The 22,240-nt window shown below is 56.8% G+C and carries 16 protein-coding genes; 13 read left to right on the top strand and 3 right to left on the bottom strand.

Features of this window, described 5'->3' with window-relative positions; genetic code table 11:
• Nucleotides 1-2 precede the first annotated feature (2 nt).
• From ACNQFG_RS11050 to ACNQFG_RS11110, 13 genes are all read left to right on the top strand, one after another.
• Entirely contained in the window at nucleotides 3-389 is a 387-nt protein-coding gene (locus ACNQFG_RS11050) for an HK97 gp10 family phage protein (protein ID WP_423404938.1), read from the top strand.
• Nucleotides 386-7,924: a hypothetical protein gene (locus ACNQFG_RS11055; protein ID WP_423404939.1), complete on the top strand. Its 7,539-nt coding sequence runs from the start codon at nucleotides 386-388 to the stop codon at nucleotides 7,922-7,924. Before ACNQFG_RS11050 ends, ACNQFG_RS11055 begins: the two co-directional genes overlap by 4 nt.
• Complete coding sequence (locus ACNQFG_RS11060; RefSeq protein ID WP_118552996.1) at nucleotides 7,921-8,550, top strand: hypothetical protein; 630 nt, start codon at nucleotides 7,921-7,923, stop codon at nucleotides 8,548-8,550. The genes ACNQFG_RS11055 and ACNQFG_RS11060 overlap by 4 nt, the downstream gene beginning before the upstream one ends.
• Nucleotides 8,551-8,577: 27 nt before the next feature.
• A complete protein-coding gene (locus ACNQFG_RS11065; RefSeq protein ID WP_118552997.1) occupies nucleotides 8,578-9,405 on the top strand; it encodes a hypothetical protein in 828 nt (275 codons plus the stop codon).
• A 13-nt stretch (nucleotides 9,406-9,418) separates the two neighbouring features.
• Complete coding sequence (locus tag ACNQFG_RS11070; protein WP_423404940.1) at nucleotides 9,419-10,723, top strand: XkdQ/YqbQ family protein; 1,305 nt, start codon at nucleotides 9,419-9,421, stop codon at nucleotides 10,721-10,723.
• 19 nt (nucleotides 10,724-10,742) lie between these two features.
• A complete protein-coding gene (locus ACNQFG_RS11075; RefSeq protein WP_423404941.1) occupies nucleotides 10,743-11,873 on the top strand; it encodes a hypothetical protein in 1,131 nt (376 codons plus the stop codon).
• The gene (locus ACNQFG_RS11080) at nucleotides 11,861-13,153 is read left to right on the top strand and encodes a hypothetical protein (RefSeq protein WP_423404942.1); all 1,293 of its coding nucleotides are present in this window, start codon (nucleotides 11,861-11,863) and stop codon (nucleotides 13,151-13,153) included. Before ACNQFG_RS11075 ends, ACNQFG_RS11080 begins: the two co-directional genes overlap by 13 nt.
• Before the next feature lie 15 nt (nucleotides 13,154-13,168).
• On the top strand, nucleotides 13,169-13,924 hold the full coding sequence (locus tag ACNQFG_RS11085; protein WP_423404943.1) for a hypothetical protein: 756 nt from the start codon (nucleotides 13,169-13,171) through the stop codon (nucleotides 13,922-13,924).
• A gap of 17 nt (nucleotides 13,925-13,941) precedes the next feature.
• Complete coding sequence (locus ACNQFG_RS11090) at nucleotides 13,942-14,571, top strand: GH25 family lysozyme (protein WP_423404944.1); 630 nt, start codon at nucleotides 13,942-13,944, stop codon at nucleotides 14,569-14,571.
• 5 nt (nucleotides 14,572-14,576) lie between these two features.
• Nucleotides 14,577-14,864, top strand: a complete 288-nt coding sequence (locus tag ACNQFG_RS11095) for a hypothetical protein (protein WP_223381475.1) — start codon at nucleotides 14,577-14,579, stop codon at nucleotides 14,862-14,864.
• Between the two features lie 14 nt (nucleotides 14,865-14,878).
• Nucleotides 14,879-15,130 carry a phage holin gene (locus tag ACNQFG_RS11100; protein WP_423404945.1) on the top strand — a complete coding sequence of 84 codons (252 nt, stop codon included), beginning with the start codon at nucleotides 14,879-14,881 and terminating at the stop codon, nucleotides 15,128-15,130.
• Nucleotides 15,131-15,390: 260 nt separating this feature from the next.
• The gene (locus tag ACNQFG_RS11105; protein ID WP_423404946.1) at nucleotides 15,391-17,802 is read left to right on the top strand and encodes an endonuclease MutS2; all 2,412 of its coding nucleotides are present in this window, start codon (nucleotides 15,391-15,393) and stop codon (nucleotides 17,800-17,802) included.
• Nucleotides 17,803-17,886: 84 nt separating this feature from the next.
• Nucleotides 17,887-18,714, top strand: coding sequence for an N-acetylmuramoyl-L-alanine amidase family protein (locus tag ACNQFG_RS11110; protein WP_423404947.1), 828 nt, complete (start codon nucleotides 17,887-17,889; stop codon nucleotides 18,712-18,714).
• 301 nt (nucleotides 18,715-19,015) lie between these two features.
• Here the strand turns inward: ACNQFG_RS11110 and ACNQFG_RS11115 are convergent, their stop codons facing one another.
• Genes ACNQFG_RS11115 through radA form a run of 3 tightly spaced genes read right to left on the bottom strand, consistent with a single transcriptional unit; the run spans nucleotide 19,016 to nucleotide 22,199 of the window.
• Nucleotides 19,016-19,534 (bottom strand): GNAT family N-acetyltransferase, encoded by a 519-nt coding sequence (locus ACNQFG_RS11115; protein WP_423404948.1) that lies wholly within the window; start codon nucleotides 19,532-19,534, stop codon nucleotides 19,016-19,018.
• A gap of 1 nt (nucleotide 19,535) precedes the next feature.
• Nucleotides 19,536-20,765: a tyrosine-type recombinase/integrase gene (locus ACNQFG_RS11120; RefSeq protein ID WP_423404949.1), complete on the bottom strand. Its 1,230-nt coding sequence runs from the start codon at nucleotides 20,763-20,765 to the stop codon at nucleotides 19,536-19,538.
• Between the two features lie 21 nt (nucleotides 20,766-20,786).
• On the bottom strand, nucleotides 20,787-22,199 hold the full coding sequence (radA, locus tag ACNQFG_RS11125; RefSeq protein ID WP_423404950.1) for a DNA repair protein RadA: 1,413 nt from the start codon (nucleotides 22,197-22,199) through the stop codon (nucleotides 20,787-20,789).
• Nucleotides 22,200-22,240: the final 41 nt, after the last annotated feature.

Genomic DNA, 22,240 nt, shown 5'->3' on the forward strand with positions numbered 1-22,240 from the left:
GAATGCCAAAAATCATTGTATTTCGTCAGAAGGGAAAGTTTAAGAAGACGAGCGGATTTTTGAAGCGGGTGAGCCGGATGGACCTGGATGCGGTGCTGGACGAGTACGGCAAAAAGGGCGTGGCAGCGCTGGCTGAGGCGACCCCGAAAGACACCGGAAAGACCGCCGCGAGCTGGAATTACCGGGTGACAAAAGGGGCCGACAGCATCGTGATCACCTGGTCGAACACGAACGTCGTGGACGACGTACCGATCGCGGTCATTTTACAGTACGGGCACAGCACACGGAACGGCGGCTATGTGGAAGGCGTTGATTATATCAACCCGGCCATGAAGCCGATCTTTGAGGAAATCGCCCGCAAAGCATGGAGGGAGGTGCAGAGAGGATGAGCAGAGAAGTAGACCAGCGCGTGGTCGAAATGCGGTTTGACAACGCACAGTTTGAGAAGAACACGCGCGAGAGCATGAAGACTCTGGACCGGCTCAAGGAAAAGTTGCAGTTCAAGGACGTGGACAAGGGCTTCGAAAACATCGAAAAAGCCCAGCGGAACGTGAACTTCGACGAGATGGAAGGCGCACTGGACACCCTGAAGGTGAAGTTCAACGCGCTGGACGTGATGGCTGTGGCCGCACTGACCAACATCACGAACAAGATCGTGGACACCGGCGAACGTCTGGTGAAGAGCCTTTCGGTGGACCAGGTGGCCAGCGGATGGAATAAGTACACCGAGAAGACCTCGAATGTGCAGACCATCATGAACGCGACGGGCGAAAGCATCGACAACGTCAACGGCTACCTGAACAAGCTGATGTGGTACTCGGATGAGACGAGTTACAGCTTCAGCGAGATGACGAGTGCCCTTTCGCAGATGACTGCGGCAGGCGGCGACATCAAGAAGATGATCCCCATGATCATGGGCATCGCCAACGCCACCGCCGACGCCGGTAAAACGGGCTTTGCATTCCAGAGCACCATCCGAAACCTGACCCAGAGTTACAGCGCCGGTCACCTGCAATTGCAGGACTGGAAGAGCCTCAACCTGATGGGCACGGCCACCAAGGCTCTGAAACAGGAACTCATCGACACGGCTGTGGAGATGGGCAAACTGAAAGAGGGCGAGGTGACCATTGCCACCTTCGAAAGTACCCTTTCGAACAAGTGGGCTGACACGAAGGTCATGGAAAAGACCTTCGAAAAGTACGCCTCCATGATGGAAGCTGCGTACGATATGGTGCAGCAGAACCCTGGCATGACCAGCTCCGAGGCGCTGGAGAAACTGAGCGGGCAATATGGCGAGCTGGCAGAGCGCGCGGCGTTGGCGGCCCAGCAGGCAACGAGCTTCGAGCAGGCCATCGACTCCACGAAGGACGCAGTCAGTTCCTCCTGGATGAAAGTCTTCGAGACCTTCTTCGGCAACAAGGAGGAAGCGACCGAGACCTGGACGGAACTGGCGAACCGGCTGTACGATATTTTCGTACCGTCCATCGACGCGCTGAACGAACGGCTGAAAGAGGGTCTCGACACCGGCTGGAAACAGCTGAACGACAAGCTGGGCGACCAGGCGGAGACCTACGACACCGTGCTGCAAAAAGTGGCACTGGCCAGCGGGGCGGTGACCGAAGAATCCATTGAAGAAGCGGGCAGCTTTGCGAACGCATTGCGGGAAGGCGGCGTCAACGCCGAGCTGCTTCAAAATGGATTGGACGTGACCCTCGTCAGCCTGGAAAAGTACCTCGCCATGAGTGACGAGGCGCTGGATGCCCGCAATCTGGACAAGGAAGCCATTGAGCGGGACTACGAAGCGCTGAGCCGGTTGAACGAGGAGTTCCGGACCGGAGAAGCCAACCTGGCAGACTATGCCGCCGGTATGAGTGAGCTTTCGGGCCGCGAACACCTGATGCAGAGTCTGTGGAACATCATGGATGCACTGAGCGCTCTGGTGCAGCCCATCCACGATGCGTTCCAGGAGATCTTCCCGCCGACGAGCGGCAAGCAGATCAAGAGCTTTGCGGAAGGGCTGGATTACGCCACGAGCAAGCTCATTATCGGCGAGGAGACCGCCACAAAGATCAGGGGCGCCTTTACGGGACTGTTCCGGGTCATCCGGGTCGGCACCGACACCATCGCAAAGGTCGTGAAGACGGCGGTGAAGCTGCTGGGTGGACTGGCGGACGTGCTGAAGCCGGTGAAAGACAGCATCCTTGACGTGGCGGGAGGTTTCGGGGATTTTGTGACCGAAGTGGGCGAAGCGCTGACTGGCACGAAGACCCTGGGGGAGCGGTTCGACACCATCCGGGCCAGCCTGAAAAAGCTGCTGAGCCCGCTGGGGGACCTGAAAGACCTCACAAAGAACTTCTCGCTGGCCGGGCTGAAAGAGCAGCTGGACGCCCTCGTGCAGAGCGGCGGGAACCTGAGCTGGATCAGCGGGCTTTCTGAGAATGCGCAGAAAGTGCTGAAACCTCTGATCGTGCTGGCGGGACAGGCGGCAGGCGGCGGTCTGACCCTGCTGGGCGTCCTCGGCGCGGTGGCTGGAGGGGTGATCGCGAAACTGGGCGAGACAGCGGACTTCCTCAAAAAATGGGTGAAGGGCCAGCTGGATGGTGCAGACAGTCTGGAGACGACCCTGACGAATCTGCCGGTGAAGATCGGAGAGGCCGTGACGACCTTTGCGACGACCTTCAAGAAGAACATTTCAAGCATCGAAGCGACGGCGGACACCGTGGTAGACCCGGTGAAGAAGTTCTTCGAGGCGCTGAAGGTGGGCTTCGACTCCATCAGCGGAACGGATGTTTACCGCCTGCTGAGCTTGATCGACGTGGGACTGCTGGCGTTCAGCATCGGGCAGTTTGCGAAGGCGATGAACAGCCTGAAGAAGATGCTGCAAACGCCGCTGACGGGAATGCTGGATTCCATCTCCGGCACCTTCAAGCAGTTGACGAGCGCCATCAAGACGTGGCAGAAGAACAACGCCAGCAAGACCTTGGTGAGCATGGCAAGTGCTGTGCTGATCTTGGCCGGAGCAATGTACGTGATGAGCCGAATCGACCCCGATCGGTTTAAGTCCGTTGCAGCCGTCACGATGTTGAGCATTGTTTTGCTCGCCGGTGCAGCCAAGCTGCTGGAACCGACGGCAAAGAAATTCGATAAGGCATTTGACAGCCTGAAATCCAGCATGCTGAACGCAGCGACCTTGTGGGGAACGGCGGCGGCACTGATCGGGCTTGGCGTTGCGGTAGGCTCCATTGCAAAAGGCTTATCGAACCTTGTAGCAGCATTGAACGAAGGGGACATTGCAGCAAATGCCGCAGCCCTGGCAATCGCGGCAGCCGCAGTGGTTGCCCTTATGTTGGCTATGGGAGAACTGAGTAAGGCATTGGTGATCGGCGAAAAAGTCATCAACCACAAGGTGCTGCTTTCCACGGCGGCAGAGATGATCGCGCTGGGAACCGCCATCAAGATCGTTTCCACGGCGTTGGAACCGCTGAGTAAGATCAAGTTCGCAAGCCTTGCGAAAGCAGGACTGGCGGTAGTTTCGCTTGGCGGACTGCTGACGAGCATGGCGACCGTTCTGGCTGCGGTACAGAAGCTGATCGGCCCCACCGGATTTCAAAATGGAGCTGCAATCGCAGCAATGGCAAGCGGCATCTGGATCGCGGCACAGGCAGTATCCAGCATTGCAAATATCAAACGGGTCAACCTCGACGCGGCTATGACGAGCATCAAGACCCTGATGCTGCTGATAACCACGATGTCGGCACTGTCCGCCAAGACAAAGTTTACTTCCGGCGCGGCTATCTTCATGATGTCATCGTCCTTGATCGTTCTGGCCGGAGCAGTAGAGCTGTTTGCCGTAATGGGCGATGAGGCAATCGATGGACTGATCAAAGTTTCTGCCGGACTGACCGCATTGAGCATTGCATCGCAAGCCGCTGGGGCGGACGGAGCAATGGCTATTATGGCAATGTCTACGGCGATGCTGGTGCTGGCGGGAGCTGTGGCGGTTTATGAAAAGCTCGGCGACGGAGCATGGAGCGCAATGCTCAAGTGCGGGGTTGCACTTGCCGGAATGTACGTGGCTGTTTTTGCGCTGTCCAAAATGTCTGGTGATGCCCTGCAAGCTGCATGGACGATCAACACACTTTCTACAGGCATGATCAAGCTGGCAGCGGCGTGCGTCATTTTCAATGTGGTCAACTGGGACGCATTGAAGGTTGCCGCCGTGGCATTGGGCGGATTGATTGCCATCCTGTTTGGAGCCGGGTGGCTGGCAACGAAACTTCCAGTGGTCAGCGTGGGATTTACCGCACTGGCAACTGCGTTCGATAAGTTCGCATCCGCTGCCTTGAAACTGGCCGGAGCAACTGCCATTCTGGGTGTGCTCTCGATGTTTGCCGGGCCGATCTGTCAGGCGATCATCAATGCAGCTCCCGACATCGAGCAGGCGCTCGTTGCCGTGATAAACATGCTGTGCAATGCGATCATGCAGTGTGCAGGGCCTCTTGTTAAGGCATTCGATGCTCTCGTACGCGCAGTGGTTCCCGTGCTCTGGCAGGAACTGAAAGATGCACTTGGCTTTTTGGGTGTTCCAGAGACGTGGGAAGAACTGGCAGACGCAACGTGGAATGCCATTAAGACCGCCTTTGCGCCATTCAAGGGGAATGGGCTGTTCCAGCAGAGAAACATCGTATTCAAGGCGAATCCGGATTACCAGCCACAGCGGGTCAGCATCACAGACTGGTTCAACACGAAGGATGCCAATGACGATGCTGAGAAGGCCGGTAATGAGGTTGGCGAGCATTACGTGAATGGTAATGTCACAGGCATGACCAAAAACGCGTACAAAGCTGCCGACGCTGGTGCAGATCTCGTAAGTGCCGCCGACGAGAGTGTACGGAAGGAAGCAGGGATCGAATCACCGTCCAGACTGATGGCCGAAAATGGCCGATGGATGGCGCTGGGCCTCGCCGAAGGGTTGCTGGACGAAGGCGCCGTCAACTCGGTTCTGTCCTCGGCCAATGCCTTATGCACCAGACTGGACAATTACATCCGGAATTTCTGGGGCATCCATTCGCCGAGCGACGTTTCGTATGCGTATGGTGAGTATATTGACGAAGGTGCTGCAAACGGCATTGAGAACGGCACCGGCGCTGTGACGGATGCTGTCGACAAGCAGAGCCAGGAAGTAGAGCGCCACTACAGCGACTACCGGACCAAGCTCGTTCAGGCGGCGCAGGACGGTATGACGGACGTGAGCACCACCGTGACGGGTGCGCTGGACGATCTTCAGACCACAGCCGGAGAAAAAGCGTTGGGTGTCGTAGCCACTGTGCAGACGGCCTTGAGCGGGATGGACCTCGATACTTCAAAATGGGGTGAGGGAATCGCTAACTTTACCTCAAGCCTGAACTTTAAGGACAAGGGCGGCATCTCACCGAACGGGCTGCTGTTCGGTCTGGGCGGGCAGACCGTCCCGGACATGCTGGAAAATGGCGTGGATATCGACGCCATGTACCAGAAAACAAAGGATAAGTTCGACGAGATCACGGGGAATACCGGCAAGAAACCCAAGGGCGGCGGCACCGCGAAGTCGACCAAGACCGAGGCGGACAAGCTGGTGGACGAGTACACTAAGAAGCTGAAGGCGAACAAGGCCAAGATGGACGCCGCCGACAAGGAATATGCACTGTGGGAGCTGACCGAAGGCGACACGTCGAGCGTGGAAGCCCTGGTGGAAAAGAAGACCGACAGCCTGACGCAGGCTATCGCGGACCAGACCGACCGGGTGGCCATCGCGAAGGAACAGTACGACAAGATCCTTGCGGAGAAGAGCTCCACCGACACCCAGAAGAGCGATGCGTATGCGACCTACCTCAACGAGGAGAAGACACTGACTGAGCTGAAGGGAAAGAAGCAGGCGACGCTGTTCCAGGTGATCAAAGACCGGTATGACGACGAAGCCAGCACCGCGACGGACGAATACGAGCTGTGGGCGAGCCTGTACGAAGACACGGCCACGGTGGAGGAAAAGTCAAACAAGAAGATCGAGAACCTGAACAAAAAGATCGGCATCCAGGCGAAGGTTGTGACGGCCGCCGAAGAGGAGTACACCACGCTGAAAGCCGAGTTCGGCGAAGAGAGCCTGAAGACCCAGGAAGCCTACCGGCAGTGGCTGGAAGAGCAGAAGGAACAGCAGGACCTCATCAACGAGATGAACCAGGCCCAGCTGGACGCCTTTGACGATGCTCTGGCCATGCTGGAAAAGCAGGAAAAGATCATCACGAACCGGCAGAACGTGCTGAAAAAGATCTACAACGACGGCGACCTCTCGCAGCGGGAGGAAGCCTACAAGGCGGCGGTCAAGCAGTACGGTGCAGACAGCAAGGAGGCGCGCCTCGCCTCCACCCAGGGCACGATGACCGCCATTCTGGGCGTTGGTACGGCTCTGGACAGCATGGCCTATTCGGTCAAGAAGCTGACGAACAAACAGAACAAATACAACGAAGCCGTCAAACAGAGCGGCAAGGACAGCGAAGCGGCGCTGGATGCGCTGGCCGAGTGGCAGGGCGAACAGTACAACTTCGTGGGCTTTGCCGAAGATCTGGCCACGGCGTTCGATCTGGACGACAGCGGCAAGCGGATGACCATGCAGCTGGGCTATGCCATCGCCCGGAACTGGAAGCCGATCCAAAAGGGATTCCAGGACGTCTGGCAGAAGGTACAGACCAAATTCCCGCAGGCCGCACAGAACATGGCCAACGCCTTCGGGCTGGTGGTGCGGGAAGGCGCGACCGAAGTCATCACCGACGTGTACAGCATGATCACCGCAGCGGTGGGCGGAGACTGGGGACAGGCTCTGACGAGCGGCATTGCGGCCGTGCTGGACTTTATGGGCAGCGACTTCGGAAAGACTGTGCTGGACAACGTCGGCCCGATGCTGGCGACCGCTGGCAAGAAGCTGAGCGGCACACTGGCCACGACACTGGGCGGTGTAGTGAGCGAAGGCGGGCTTCTGACCACGATCGGCACTAAACTGGCCGGACTGGCAGCGACCATCGGCGGAGAAGGCGGCATCCTGGCCACGGTCGGTGCAAAGCTGGCGGCGCTGGCGGCATCGCTCGGCCCGCATGGTCTGCTCATAGCGGCGGTCGTTGCAGCCGGTGCAGTGGTCATCACCTTGCTGGTGAAGAACTGGGACAAGGTGAAGAACTTCTTCGGCAGGGCGCTGGACTGGCTGCGGAACCTGTTCTCGAAGTTCGTGGAGGTCGGCAAGAACCTCGTCAAGGGACTGTGGGAAGGCATCACCGGGGCAGCGAAGGCTGTGGGTGACGGCATCAAGAACCTGTGCACGGGCCTTGTGAACAGGGTGAAGAGCTTCTTCGGCATCCACTCGCCCTCGACCGTGATGGCCCAGCTGGGCGAATACATGAGTCTTGGCTTTGCCAATGGCATCGCGGACAGCGGGAACGCTGTGGACCGGAGCATGAACGACGTGATGCGCTCGGCGCTGCGCGCTGCGCAGATGAGCGCCGACATGATCCTGAGCTGCTTTGACGAGGACGCGGACTTCCGCCCGACCATCACGCCCGTGGTGGATCTGGAAGGGGTGCGCAACAGTGCCAACTGGATGCAGAGCGCCTTCGCAGACCCGGACGGGACCCTGAACGCCCGCTTCGAACAGCCCACCCAGCTGATGCGCAGCTTTGCCAAGCGCCGGGAAATTCAAAATGGAGAACCGACAGCAGCTGCCGCAAGCGGCAACGATGACGTCGTGGCAGCCATTGAGAGCCTGGGCAGCCGGGTGGACGCGGTGAGCGAGGCGGTGCGGAACATGAAGCTTTCCATTGACCGGAGAAAGCTGGTCGGAGAGATCATCGAGGATGTGGATACGAAGCTCATGGAACGGGCAGAACGGAGACGGCGATGAATAGCGTAGATCTGTTGCGCCTGTACATCGGCGGAAACCCGCTGGCGGAGTATGCGTCGGTTACGTTCCTGGTAAAGAACGGTGCAGGGCAGTACGAAAGTTGTTCGACAAAAGACCTGAATCTGGTGCCGTTGAGCCCGCTGCATGTAAACGCATTTGAAGAAAACTGCAAGACCGTCAGCATCCCCGCGATGCACGGAGCACCGGAGTATCCGGCTGCCCTGAGACGGGTGTATAAGAACGCGACGGGAACCTGGGAGTTTTATTACGTCCAGGACGGAACCCTGCATGCGAGCTGGGATGACTATGGCGCAAACAGCCTGAAAGACTGGGTGAAGGTGCGGATGCGATGCGGCATTCCCGGACCGAACGAAATGAGCCTGAAGCTATATCACGGATGGCATACCCGAACCGGCGAGTGGAGCAGCACCTACTACCGACTGATGCGGTTTATTCAGGGAAAAGACTGCAAAGTGCGGATGCACGTGGATGCCACGGCTGTAAGCGGGCCGAGAGATGCCGAATACGAGGGGCGGTGCTGGGTGAGCAGTGTGAAACCCAACGAAGGAAAGATGGTATTTGCCATCAGTTACAACTTCGCGCCCCAGAACGAAGAACGACAATAACCGAAATTTCAAAATGGAGGGAGCAGCATGTATCATTCCATCACCATTGGCGACAAGAACACCTGGGATGACTGGCACATGATCCCGGTCACTCCCCCGGTGATCGCTCCCCCGGTTGAAAAGACCATCTCCCTGGACGTCGAAGGACGGAACGGGGCGGTGTATCTTTCCAAAAGTGTCACGGGCGAGGCGGTATTCAAGGCCCGTGAAGGAAGCTGGGAGTTTTATCTGGATACCGAATCCTGGAGAGGGCAGTATGGTTCCTCGCCAGTTGGAAAACAGGCGCTGGATCATCTTGCAAAAGCACTGAACGAAGACATCGCAAAGCCGATGAAGCAGTCTGTGCGGCTGGAGGATGACCCGGCGTTCTTTTATTTTGGAAGAGTCTGGGTGAGCGGAGGTATCAAGCAGCAGAACGACCACACAGTCATTACGCTGAAATACAGCCTTTACCCGTTCAAATATTTATACAACAACATTCAGGACGACTGGCTCTGGGACCCATTCAATTTTACGACCGACCTGGCGCTGCCGTATGCAAAGAATCTGGTGCTGAGAGGACAGGAGCAGGTAAATTTGTATCTGCCGCCGTCCGAAAAACCAAGCGTCGTGCGGGCCAGAGGAGGGGGCGGAGTGGTCGCAGGGCTCTACAAAAGCCGTACCCTGCCGTACCGGTATGCAGGGCTTGCAGGACTCTACACGGACCGCGCAGAGCGCCGACTGGTAAACAACATAGAGATCGCGCTGGGCGTCATCGACGACGACCTGCGATATGACGTGTATGAACTGAAGCTGAAGAACATGACCCTGATCCGACAGGTGGTCAATGTGACCTACCTGCCAGCATACTTATAAGGAGCTTTTCAAAATGGGATATCGGGTATATGCCGGAAGGATCGAGCGGGCGGAAGGAGCCTTTCGCGAGGGGAGCTGGGTCGGGTTCCGATGGGTAGACCGGGTGACACTTTACGACGCAGCGGGCGACCACATCGAAGGAGATGTCCCCGGACAGGTCGTGCTGGACCCGGTACTGACGCAGGAGAAAAACCAGCTGAACAGCTTTGAGTGCAGCATCCCATATGAGATCGAGACGCCGTTTGCTACGATCCGGAACCCCGTGTACGACGCGCTGAAGCTGCGCAAGAGCTGGGTATGCGTGGAAGAAGACGACAAGCCCATCTTCGTCGGGCGGGTGACAGAACTGGAAAAGCAGTTTGACCGGAGCTGGCGTGTATACGCCGAGGGGGCTCTTGGTGTGATGCAGGACGAGAGCTGGAAACTGGACCCGGCGACTTACACCCTGACGAAGGCTCGGAACGAAACTTCAAAATGGTTCGATACGTATTATGCAGACACTCTGTTCAATCAGCTGTTCGCTCTTGGAAGGGCTGACTGCGGGTTGATCTGCATCGGGAAAGTGACAGTGCAAAACGGGAAGACCATTGATACGACCGACAAAGGCACCCAGATCGACACCCACTGGAACCTGTTGAACACGCTCTTTCTGGACGAATACGACGGATATCTGCGAACGCGCATCGAAACATCCGGTGATGTGTGGCGCATTTGCGTGGATTACCTGCTGGACATCGAAGAGACGACCCGGCAGGCGATTTATTACGGCTCGAATCTGCTGGACCTGACCTATACCGAGAAGATCCCCAATGACTTTGCGACCCGGATCACGGCGTATGGCTCAAAGACGGAATCGCACGGGTGGTGGATCTGGAAGAAATACTCAACATCGGCCATAGTGGCGGTGGCAAAGAACGAAGAAGCGGAAAGCAAATACGGCGTCGTGGAGAAGATCGTGACCGTGGATGGGGATACGACCGAAGCCAGCTTGCAGGAAACGGCGGACAAGCAGCTGAAGGAATACAAGCAGGACGTAGAACCGAGTTTGATGATCGAAGCGTTCGACTACAAAGACACGGGGCGGGACCTGGACCGGCTGCAATTTCTGAAAAAGACCCATGTGGTGTCCGAACCGCATGGAATAGACGGGTGGTATGTTTGCACCAAAACAGCCCTGACACTGGATGCACCGGACAACAAGCGGTATGAATATGGCCTGCCGCCAAGAAAACTGACCGATCAGCAGAACGCGAACACTACAAACCAGAAGACAATCAAGAACCAATTGCGGGGCGTGCTGAGTTGGCTGAACAAATAAAGCGGGGTGATTTTTCAAAATGATGAGTTTCGATGAGATCATTGAGGGCATCCGGAAAGCGCTGTACGGACGCGAGGTGCGCGAATACTTCGCCTATGCGATCCAGTGGGTAAAAGAATGGGTGACCGAACAGGTCGAGCAGATGAAGAACTGGCTCGAATGGGCCAAGCACTACGCCCAGGATGCCCAGCGGAGCGCCACGGCCTCGGCCAAGAGCGCAGCAGAATCAAAGGAGAGCGCCAGCCAGAGTGCGGCCAGCGCAGCGAGCTCGAAAGCAAGTGCAGATGCCAGTGCAGCGAGCGCGGCAGAATCGAAGACAAGCGCCGCAGCCTCGGCCAAGAGCGCCAAAAACTCGAAGCTGAGTGAGGAAAGCTCGAAGCTCTACTCGGAAAGGTCGCGGGACATCGTCAACGATTTTCAAAATGACTACAAAGGCGGGTACTATAAGACCTTCAACCTGGTGGCCTACCGGAACAAGTGGGGCACCCTGCCGCAGGCGCAGGGCATCTTCACCTATTACTGTGACATCCCGGTCGAAGACCTGACCGAACGGTTCACGCCGTTTGCCGCCATGACGCTGGAAAGCTACGCCTCGGCCACGGCGGCCGGTGTGGCATGCAGTGTGGAGAGCCGGAAGGGCTGTCTTCGGCTGTTTTCCCGCCGCATCCCGGACGCAGACCTGGACATCATCCTGACCCTGTTCGGTGTGGGCACCCTGAATTATTTTCTGGCAGTGCCGACGGCCGACTGGACGCCGCTGCGGCCTACCATTGGCCCGAACCAGTATTACTGTGATGTGGCCGTGAAGAACTGCACCTCCGACATGATCCCGCTGGGCATGACTGACCTTGTGAACTGGGAGGAAGCGGAAAACGCAGGCATGGCAAGCGTTCTGAGCACCGGCGACGGCTATGTGCGGTTCTATGCCGTGCGCAGACCGGAGGCGAACATCCATGTGAATGTCATTCTGCTCAAGCGGGAAGAGCCCGTGAACCGCCCGGCCACCAAGACGGAGCTGGGCCTTGTGATGATCGGTGACGGCATGGACGTGACAGCGGCTGGACGCATTTCGACACGCGGGGCAACGAATGAAGAGTTCCGGACTGCAATGCAGGACGCTTTCGGGGAGGTAGACGGATGGCGGATGTGATCTACGCAAAATTAGAACAGCTGCATCAGATGGCTTGTTCGATCGGCATGGTGCTGAAGGCATTGCAGGCACAGGTGAAGACCATCGACGAACGGGGCGGCGAAGACAATGTTCTGGAAAAGATCCTTGTAAACGGGACGCAACTGTTCCCTGACCGCGAAAAAGCCGTTCGGATGACGATCCCTACCAAGATCTCAGACCTGGACAACGACAAAAAGTTTCAGGAGAACGTCATCGAGCAGGTGCTGCTGAACGGCACAAAAATGCCGGTGGACAGTCAGAAACGAGTGGCCATTACAATTCCGACCGGCACAAACAATCTGGTGAACGATGCGGGATACCAGACGAACGCGGATGTACTCGCGGCCATCAGGGCGAATGCATACGTCCACCCCAGCCACACGGCATATGGGTCGGGGCTGTATAAGATCGTAGTGGACAATCTGGGCCACGTGACGAGCGCAGCAAAGGCTGTGAAGAGCGATATCACGTCACTGGGCATCCCCGGACAGGATACCGTCTACACCCACCCGAAGTACACGGCGCGCGGAACGGGGCTCTACAAGATCGCCGTTGACGCACTTGGCCATGTTTCCAGTGTGGCAGGTGCCACGAAGGGCGATATCACGTCGCTGGGCATTCCGGGACAGGATACCGTCTACATCCATCCGGGCTACACCGGGCACGGACTGGGGCTTTACAAGTTGGCCGTGGACGGACAGGGGCATGTTTCCAGCGTGGCGGGCATCACGAAGGGTGATATCACAGCGCTGGGCATTCCGGGACAGGACACGAACAGCTGGCGCGGCATCCAGAACAACCTGAGCAGCGACTCCACGAGCGACTCGCTGAGCGCCGCGATGGGGAAGGCCCTGAACACCAGCCTGAACGATGCGATCACCCGTATCGCGACCTGCGAACAGAAGATCAAGGCCATTGGCGGGGTGACGGAAGTTCTTCTCGGAACGGTCGTAAGCCCGGCCATCAAGGGTGACACCCTGTATAAAGGTGCGACCCACACGATGGCGACCTTTGGCAGCGAGGTGGCATTTGTTAAAATTGATACGGTAGGTAAGCTTCTTCGTGGCTCTTCCTCGGTGAATCAGTTATGGAGTGTATACGATGATCCTGGTAGATACTACCATTACCTGTATGTACGCTGGGACTTTACGACAGATGGTAGAGTGACTGCAACCTGTGACAGAGAACTCACTGACAACTATGCTTGGTATGCCAATACCCTGAAGGTGAACATCGATTATTACAAGTATGCAGCGTAAGGAGGAAAATTCAAAATGGCATTTGGACCCATGAGTGTCGGCAACCAGGCGACGCTGTCGCTGCTGACCGACCCGACCCTGACCCAGGAGAACATGCCCGCCGACGCCAAAGCGACCGGCACCCGGATGAGCGCGGCGGAACAGGGCATCAAGAGCCTGAACGACCGCATCGTGAAGTACCTGCTGCTGAGCGGCGGCACCATGACCGGCGAATTGAAAGCGGCAGGCGGCATCAAAGGCAACCTGACCGGCAGCGCCACCCAGTGGAACAACCACACCCTGCGGAAAAACCATGCTACTGTGCACGGGACGACCTGGGTGCCTGTGTTCACGGACAACAACATAGACTATGCCACGTTGGACGATCTGCTGCGGGAAGCCACCACCCGCATCTCCACACTGGAACAGAAGTATCAAGCTATTGCCAAGACGACGGAAGTTCTTCTCGGAACGGTCGTAAGCCCGGCCATCAAGGGTGACACCCTGTATAAAGGTGCGACCCACACGATGGCGACCTTTGGCAGCGAGGTGGCATTTGTTAAAATTGATACGGTAGGTAAGCTTCTTCGTGGCTCTTCCTCGGTGAATCAGTTATGGAGTGTATACGATGATCCTGGTAGATACTACCATTACCTGTATGTACGCTGGGACTTTACGACAGATGGTAGAGTGACTGCAACCTGTGACAGAGAACTCACTGACAACTATGCTTGGTATGCCAATACCCTGAAGGTGAACATCAACTATTACAGCTACGCAGTTGCGACCTAAGGAGGCGAAATTTCAAAATGGAGATTTTAGACGTTTCCCGCTGGCAGGGGAATGTGGACTGGAAGAAAGTCAAGGCCAGCGGAAAAGTGGACGGCGTGATGCTGCGGACGGTCTCGACCAGCCCGGTATACGGCGGCATTTACATCGACCCGACCTTTGAGAAAAATTACTGGGGCTGCGTGGAAGCCGGGCTGCCGGTAGGGGCGTACTATTACACCAAAGCTACCACGGCCCTCTATGCCGCACAGGAGCTGGCAAAGCTGAAAGTTGCATTGGAGGGCAAGGACTTTACGATGCCCATTGCCGTGGACGTGGAAGACCCCAGCCTGAAAGCCCTGCGGCCGGAGGAGCTGGCGAAGCTCGTTAAAATGGAGGCGAAGCAGATCGAAGCGTGGGGACTGTATGCCATGGTGTACACCTACACGAACTTCGCCGATACGGCGCTGGCGATGCACGAGCTGACCGACTTCGACCTGTGGATCGCGGACTACCGCGGCAAGCGCCCCACCCGCAAGCATGGGATGTGGCAGTATACGAGCAAGGGGCGTGTGCCCGGCGTGAAAAACGGCGTAGACCTCAGCCATGCCTACAAGGACTACCCCGGCATCCTCAAGCGGGCCGGGCTGACCCGGATGAAGGAGGCGTGACACCGATGTGGCAGTTTCTCATGGAATACTGGGCCCAATGGGTCTGTACGCTGATCGGTGCGGGCATTCTGGCTGCGCTGCCGAAGATCAAGGCCCTCTGGAACGCAGTATTGGCACTGCTGCACGACCGCATCTACACCGAATGCTACCGGTTCATGGAGCTGGGGTACATCACGCAGGACGGTCTGCGAAACCTGGGATACCTATATAAGACTTACCACATGATGGGCGGGAACGGCACCGGTACGGAGCTTTACAACCGCGCCAAGGCCCTGCCCATCCACGCCGTATAACGGAGGATTTCAAAATGGACAAAAAAGTATCGACCGCGACCATCGTCCGGACCGTCTGCCTCGCTCTGGCTCTGGTCAACCAGCTGCTCAGCGCGGGCGGACACAGCGTGATCCCCATCGACAACGAGACCGTGAACCAGCTCGTGACCGCTGGGGTGACCATCGTGACGGCCATCGTGAACTGGTGGTATAACAATTCGTTCACGGAAGCTGCCATCGAGGCGGACAAGACCTTTGAACGAGTCAGGGAGAAGAACCGGAGCTGACGAAATAACAAAACACCCTGCCAGACTGAGAGGCTCCGACGATCGGGTCGGGGAACGCAGTTTTGACAGGGTGTTTTCTTTTTTGAGGGAGTATGGTATACTATTTTGTGATATGGATGAATCGTGCTTTTGACACGTAATGGATGTGCAGTGTAGGAATTGCGACTCCTACAGCAGCAGTTAGACGTCATTTTTATTCCTACATTGCACGGTTCGATATTACGATATAGCGTCAATTATATAGGGTTAGAAGGTGTACTATGGAAACAAGTTACTTAAAAACTCTGGAACTGGATAAGATCATCGCCCGCGCAGCCGAGGGCTGTGTCTGCCGGGAGGCCAAAGCGCAGATGCTGGCGCTTGAGCCCCAGTGCGACCCGGACGAGGTGCGCTATGCGCTGGAACAGACCGATGCCATCAACACCCTGCTGATCAAAAACGGCTCCCCGCGCTTTGGCGGCGTGGAGAATGTCAGCCAGCTGGTGACCCGCGCTGTCAAGGGCGGTGTTCTCTCGATGGGAGAATTGCTGATGGTGGCGGGGGCACTCCGCAACTTCCAGAATCTGAGCAGCTGGTACGGTTCCTCGGATCACGAGGCGCTGCCTACAGACGATCTGTTCTATGCGCTGGCACCGCAGCCGGGCCTGGAACAGCAGATCTCCAGCGCCATTTTGGCACCGGATGCCATGGCAGACACGGCCTCTTATACCCTGAACGACCTGCGCAAAAAGATCCGCGCAACGGAGAACAGCATCCGTGACCGTCTGGAGAGCATGGTCCGCAATATGGATACCTCCAAGTATCTACAGGAAAGCGTGGTTTCCATGCGCAATGGCCGGTATGTTGTGCCGGTCAAGAGCGAATACCGCGGTGAGGTGAGCGGCATTATTCATGATGTTTCGTCTACCGGAGCCACCGTCTTTGTGGAGCCGCAGGCCGTTGTGGAAGCCAATGCCCGCATTTTGCAGTACCGTGCGCAGGAAGCGCAGGAGATTGAGCGCATTCTGGTGGCCTTTACCGCACAGGTGGCCGCCATTGAGCCGCAGTTCCAGTACAGCTACAAGGCTATGCTGGAAATTGACGTCCTGCTGGCCAAAGCGCGGCTGGCGCTGGACATGAAGGCCTTTAAGCCTGCCGTGCGGACCGATTCGTCCTTCTCACTCATCCGGGCACGGCATCCGCTCATCGACCCCAAAAAGTGCGTGCCTGTGGATATTGCTCTGGGCAGGGATTACGATTCTCTGATCATCACCGGCCCGAACACCGGTGGCAAAACCGTCACCTTGAAAACAGCGGGCCTGCTGTGCGCCATGGCGCAGTGCGGCTTTCTGATCCCGGCTGACGAGCGCAGCGAGATCTGCGTATTTGACGAATTTCTGGTGGATATCGGCGATGAACAGAGCATTGAGCAGAGCCTTTCCACCTTCTCCGGTCATATGAAAAAGATCACCGGCATTCTGGAGCTTGCCATGCCGCACACACTGGTGCTGCTGGACGAGCTTGGTGCCGGTACCGACCCCGCCGAAGGTGCTGCGCTGGCTGTGGCCATCATTGAAGAGCTGCGCCGCCGCGGCGTGCTGCTGATGGCCACCACTCACTACGCGGAGCTGAAGGTGTTTGCTCTGGAAACCAAGGGCGTTGTCAATGCCAGCTGTGAGTTTGATCTGGAAACGCTGCGCCCGACCTATAAGCTGAGCGTCGGCGTGCCGGGCAAATCCAATGCGTTCCTCATCAGCGAAAAGTTGGGCATCCCGGAGCGCGTGATCGAAGCGGCACAGCAGCATCTTTCCGCAGAGGATAAGCGTCTGGATGCCGTTCTGGGACAGCTGGATGATCTGAAGCTGCAGCTGAAGGAAAGCCAGAACGAGGTGGAAGAGCTGAAAAATGAAGCTTCCCACCAGCTGGAAGCCGCGCAGAAAAAGCGTGATGAGCTGATCCGTCAGGGCGAAAATGAACTGGAAGCTGCCCGTGCCAAGGCTCGTGCGCTGGCACAGCAGGTGGAAAGTCAGGCTTACGCCCTGACCGATGAACTGCGTCAGTTGCAGAAGGACGAGCGCATGAGCACCCAGCAGAAAGCTCAGCGCGCCCGCGAGATCGCCAAAAAAGAATCGGAAAAGCTGTTTATCGGCTCCGAGGCGGTGCATAACCCCGTCAAGGAATTTGTGCCGCTGAAAGAGGTCAAGGTAGGGCAGGAGGTCTGCATTGCAGAGCTGAACCAGCTGGCCACCGTATTGGCCCTGCCGGATAAAAACGGCGATGTTCTGGTGCGTGCAGGCATCATCAAGACCAAAGTTCCGCTCAAGGGCTTGAAACAGCCGGAAAAGCTGGTCAAGGAAAAGAAACCGCAGACTAAAGCACAGCAGCGTTATTCCCGCCTGACCGGCGATGCCAACCGCCCGAACGGCAGGGTAGAGAGGGTACAGCGTTCCGCCAAGATGGAATGCAATCTGCTGGGCCTGACGGTGGACGAAGCGCTGCCGGAGGTGGATTCCTTTATCGACCGTGCCATCCTGAACGGACAGACAGTGGTTTATCTGATCCACGGCAATGGTACCGGTGCGCTGCGCACAGCTATCCACAAGCATCTGCGCGGCAACCGCATGGTCAAAAGCTTCCGTCTGGGCCGTTATGGCGAGGGTGAAAGCGGCGTGACCGTGGTCGAACTGAAGTAAAATTTCTCCGGGCATTTCCCGGAAACCTGCCCCGGAAACCATCTCGCGGGCAGGTTTTGTTTTATTCAAAGCAGGGAAGTCTATATGGCAAAACATGCAGTCCATCGCAAAAAGAAGCAGAAAAATCAGGCCTTTTCATTCCGCCACGCGGTCGTTCTCTGCCTCTGTTTCATCGGGATCTGTTTCGGCCTTTATTTGTGGTATGCAGCCTTTACGATCGGGCAGGGAACACCCGCTGTAGACGATGATGATTTCCGTCCTACCTTCGGCCCGCCGCCCTATCGCATTGCGATCGATGCCGGGCACGGCGGCACGGACCCCGGAGCGCAGGGGAACGTAACGGAAAAGGAGATGACGGCAGCTACCGCCGAAGCACTGCGCGGGTGGCTGGAGGCCGACCCTAATTTTATCCCGCTCCAGACCCGCGAAAGCTATGACGCCACGGTAAAGCCAGCAGAACGCGCCGCTGCGGCCAATGCGCTCTCGCCGGACCTGCTGCTTTCCATCCACGGCAACTCTGCACCGGAAGGCTCCACGGCCTCCGGGTTCGAGTGCTATCCCAGTGTGCCGGGCCGGACTTGGCATCAGGAAAGCTATTATTTCGCGAAACTCCTGGCCAGCGCCATGCGTTCCGCCGGGGCCAGTCTGCGTGGGCGCGGGGGAGTCCGATACATTTATTATATCGGAGAAGCAAAGCAGCTGGTCGAGACCAGCCATACCGAAGTGCGGGCAGAGCGCAGTTTTACCATTCTGGAAGATGCAAATTGTCCAGCCGCTCTGGCAGAGCAGTGCTTTGTGACCAATGCAGCCGATGTTGCACAGTTCGGCAGTGAAGAAGGTTGCAGGCGAACCGCCCGCGCTTACTATGAAGCCATCTGTACATATTTTGAGATCACGCCGCTGCCGGAATAAACCAGACCCGGCGCAACACACATAGCCTGAACCTGCAACGGTGTGCGTCCTGAAACAGAAACGAAAAACGAGCCTCCCGGCAAAGCTGTGCGCGTGGAACACAGCAGAAGAGGGGGCCTGTTTTTTCAATAACATAAGTTTCGTATAATGCACGTTATGCGAAACATAGGGAAGTGAAAAAGCCCTCTTTTCTCCAATTTTTGCCAATTAAGGCCGCTGGGCTCGATTTTGAGCTCCAGCGGCCTTTTTGCGGTATGTATGCAATTGGTGTATTCTTGGTCTGTTTTTTCTGCTTTTTGATCTACACTTTTGTCAAGAAACGATTCATCACAACGACGGTGTAATCGTTTGTATGATCTCTCAAGCCGGTGTCTGTGAATTGATTCTTCAGCCAGAACGATCTGCTTTGTTCGTTTCCATCCACATAACCCAAACGAATGTATTGATAATCCCATTGCGCCAGACAGGCACACAGCTCTGTAATGATCGAGCTTCCGACGCCGGTTCCTTGCAGGTCTTTCTCCATCATAAAGAATCCGATGAACCCACTTTGCGCATCCGGATAATGGTCGATGAAATCCATCACAGCCACAAGCCGCTGGTGGACGTCAAAATAGCCCAGATAATACTTATCCTGTTCCTGACCGGCCTTGCGCTGCGGCATGGCCTTCAGATCGGCTTCGATCTTTTCCGGCGTCACAAACGGCGGACAATGCTCATAATACTGCGGATTTTTCTCACAGAGCGCAAAAACAGACGGAATATCATCACGGAGCAGTCGTCGCACCGTATAAGTGCCTGAAAATTTCGTATAATCCATTTTAGCGCTCCATTTTCTCACTTGCATCCGGCTCACGCAGCGCCGAAACATCTACGCGGAAACCGTCTTTGGCAGCCCCATCAAAGGCTTCCATCGGCCCGGTCGGCGTTTCGGCTGCATCATCCGGAGCATCCTTCGATCCTGCGTCCATTTCTGCGCCGTCCGGCGAAATTCCCCCGTGGGTCTCCCCCGCTTCTTGTTTTGTTGTATCCAAATTTGTCTTCCGGACTTCCCCCAGCGGGTTCTGCTCAATGGCCGCGCGGACCTGAAATTCTTGCAGATGCGTATAGATCTGGGTCGTGCCCACATTGCTGTGGCCGAGTAGTTGCTTGAGCGTCAGAATATCCACATTGCCGGTCTGGTACATCAGCGTAGCTGCTGTATGCCGCAGCTTATGGGTCGAAAAGCCCTTCAGCCCTGCCGCCTTCATGGCACCTGTCACCAGCTGTTCCACGCGGCGGTTCGAGATGCGGTCTTTCATGCGGCGGGTCACAAAAACGGCCTTTTCCTTGGGGTCCAGACCTTCCATCGTGTTCCGCTTTTTGAGATACAATTGCAGCGCTTCCATGCAGGCATCATTCAGATAAACCATGCGCTCCTTGTGGCCCTTGCCAAACAGGCGTATCTGGCGGTTTTCCAAATCAATGTCGTCCAGATTCATGCCGACAAGCTCTGCCAGACGCATTCCACAGTTCAAAAACAGCGTCACCATGCAATAATCCCGCTCCGGAAAATCGCTTTGGGTCTGCGTGCTTTCCAATAACTCCATGGACTGCTCCGCCGTCAGATATTTGGGCAGTACCTTATCCTGTTTGGGCGGTTTGATGGAGGCCGTCGGGTCCTGCGAAAGGCGGTTGACCTGATTGACCAGGTAATCATAAAAGCCGTGCAGGCTTGCCAGCCGCCGGGCCGTTGAAGACTTTTTGTTGCCGCACTCGCGGTTTAAAAAGTACAGATATTCGTAGATATCCTCCTTTGTTACGGAGGCCCAGAATGCGGTGTCCAGCCCTTTGGGGTCGATCTCTTTCAGTTCCGCATCCTCTGCCACAAGGCCCCTGCGGCGCTTCATAAAACGGCTGAATCCGCGCAGATCACAGTAGTAGCTGAACGCTGTGTTCGCGCTTTTGCCTGCGATCACTTCCAGATAACGCACATACTCCACAATGTCCGCCGAAGCATCATCGAACGGTTTGTGCTTGCTGGGATTCTTTTCATCAAGATAGATGGACATATCGTTTCCTTATCATTTCCATTAAAGGCGGTCGTTTTTCAAAGCATGGATTGCATCCGAGATATAAGCCGCCCCTACGAGCTTCATGCCCGGATAATCCGCCGGGTTCAGATGCGCGAGGCTGTGCTTCGGCACGACGGCACGTTCAAAACCGATGCGTTCCGCCTCCCGCAGACGTTGTTCCAGGTTGGGCACACTGCGCACCTCACCGCCCAGACCGACTTCGCCGATGGCGATCAGTTTGTCGCTGACCGGGCAGTCCAGCAGCGATGAGACCATGCTGAGGCAGACCGCCAGGTCGCAGGCCGTATCCCGCAGCGTGATGCCGCTGACGATGTTGATATACACATCCAGGTTGCCGAAGAAATACCCGGCGCGCTTTTCAAGGACCGCAATGAGAAGGTTCATGCGGTTGTAATCGTAGCCGCTGCAGGCGCGGCGCGGTGCCGGGAAATTCGTTTTCGTCGCAAGCGCCTGAATTTCGCTCAGAATGGGGCGGCTGCCCTCCATCGTGCAGGCGACGCAGTTGCCGGAAACGCCGAGCGGACGCCCTTCCAGAAGCATCTGCGAGGGGTTTTCGATCTCTTCCAGCCCCTGCCCCGTCATATCGAACATGCCCAGTTCATTCGTGGAGCCATAGCGGTTTTTGGCTGCCCGCAGGATGCGGTACGGCAGCATTTTATCGCCCTCAAAGTAAAGCACCGTATCCACGATATGCTCCATGACTTTGGGGCCTGCAATGGCACCGTCCTTGTTCACATGGCCCACAATGAACATGGGGATCTCCTGCTTTTTGGCCACGGCCAGCAGGCGGGCCGCACTTTCCTTGACCTGACTTACCGTACCGGCGGAGGACGAGATATCCATGCAGCGCATCGTCTGGATGGAGTCGATGACCACGAGATCCGGCTTTTCTTTTTCGATCAGGCCGCAGATCTCGTCCACATCATTCTCCGCTGCCAGAAAGATGTTATCCTGCGGCACTTTCAGCCGGGCAGCGCGCAGCTTGACCTGCCGCACCGATTCCTCGCCAGTGATATACAAAACGCTGTGCTGGTTGGAAATAGCACCGCACAGCTGCAGAAGCATAGTAGATTTGCCCACACCCGGCTCACCGCTCAAAAGCACAACGCCGCCCAGCACAATGCCGCCGCCAAGTACACGGTCCAGCTCCGAAATGCCGGTCAGAATACGGCTTTTTTCTTCGGTCATGCTGATCTCCGACAGGCGCTTCGCCGTCAGCGAGGTCACTCCCTCCTGCCGGGCAGGGGCAGCGGCTTTTCCGCCGGTAAGCCCCGCCTTGGGGGCCTCTGCGACCACATCTTCGTTCATCGTGTTCCAGCTGCCGCAGCTTGGGCAGCGGCCCATCCAGCGGGGGCTTGTCTCGCCGCAGTTGGAACACACATATACAGTTTTCAGTTTTGGTTCCTTCATAGACGCTCCTGTGGGACCCGCCGGGGCGGCAGGCCCGCTTT

The sequence above is a fragment of the Faecalibacterium prausnitzii genome (genome assembly GCF_049532945.1).
GTDB classification, from domain to species: Bacteria; Bacillota; Clostridia; order Oscillospirales; family Ruminococcaceae; genus Faecalibacterium; species Faecalibacterium prausnitzii_N.

Excerpts from the sequence above, each read along its gene's own strand:
- ACNQFG_RS11095 (WP_223381475.1), top strand. The coding sequence starts at position 14,577 with ATGTGGCAGTTTCTCATGGAATACTGGGCCCAATGGGTCTGTACGCTG.
- ACNQFG_RS11070 (WP_423404940.1), top strand. The coding sequence starts at position 9,419 with ATGGGATATCGGGTATATGCCGGAAGGATCGAGCGGGCGGAAGGAGCC.
- ACNQFG_RS11075 (WP_423404941.1), top strand. The coding sequence starts at position 10,743 with ATGATGAGTTTCGATGAGATCATTGAGGGCATCCGGAAAGCGCTGTAC.
- ACNQFG_RS11090 (WP_423404944.1), top strand. The coding sequence starts at position 13,942 with ATGGAGATTTTAGACGTTTCCCGCTGGCAGGGGAATGTGGACTGGAAG.
- ACNQFG_RS11080 (WP_423404942.1), top strand. The coding sequence starts at position 11,861 with ATGGCGGATGTGATCTACGCAAAATTAGAACAGCTGCATCAGATGGCT.
- ACNQFG_RS11120 (WP_423404949.1), bottom strand. The coding sequence starts at position 20,765 with ATGTCCATCTATCTTGATGAAAAGAATCCCAGCAAGCACAAACCGTTC.
- ACNQFG_RS11100 (WP_423404945.1), top strand. The coding sequence starts at position 14,879 with ATGGACAAAAAAGTATCGACCGCGACCATCGTCCGGACCGTCTGCCTC.
- ACNQFG_RS11105 (WP_423404946.1), top strand. The coding sequence starts at position 15,391 with ATGGAAACAAGTTACTTAAAAACTCTGGAACTGGATAAGATCATCGCC.
- ACNQFG_RS11065 (WP_118552997.1), top strand. The coding sequence starts at position 8,578 with ATGTATCATTCCATCACCATTGGCGACAAGAACACCTGGGATGACTGG.
- radA (WP_423404950.1), bottom strand. The coding sequence starts at position 22,199 with ATGAAGGAACCAAAACTGAAAACTGTATATGTGTGTTCCAACTGCGGC.
- ACNQFG_RS11110 (WP_423404947.1), top strand. The coding sequence starts at position 17,887 with ATGGCAAAACATGCAGTCCATCGCAAAAAGAAGCAGAAAAATCAGGCC.
- ACNQFG_RS11115 (WP_423404948.1), bottom strand. The coding sequence starts at position 19,534 with ATGGATTATACGAAATTTTCAGGCACTTATACGGTGCGACGACTGCTC.
- ACNQFG_RS11055 (WP_423404939.1), top strand. The coding sequence starts at position 386 with ATGAGCAGAGAAGTAGACCAGCGCGTGGTCGAAATGCGGTTTGACAAC.
- ACNQFG_RS11050 (WP_423404938.1), top strand. The coding sequence starts at position 3 with ATGCCAAAAATCATTGTATTTCGTCAGAAGGGAAAGTTTAAGAAGACG.
- ACNQFG_RS11060 (WP_118552996.1), top strand. The coding sequence starts at position 7,921 with ATGAATAGCGTAGATCTGTTGCGCCTGTACATCGGCGGAAACCCGCTG.
- ACNQFG_RS11085 (WP_423404943.1), top strand. The coding sequence starts at position 13,169 with ATGGCATTTGGACCCATGAGTGTCGGCAACCAGGCGACGCTGTCGCTG.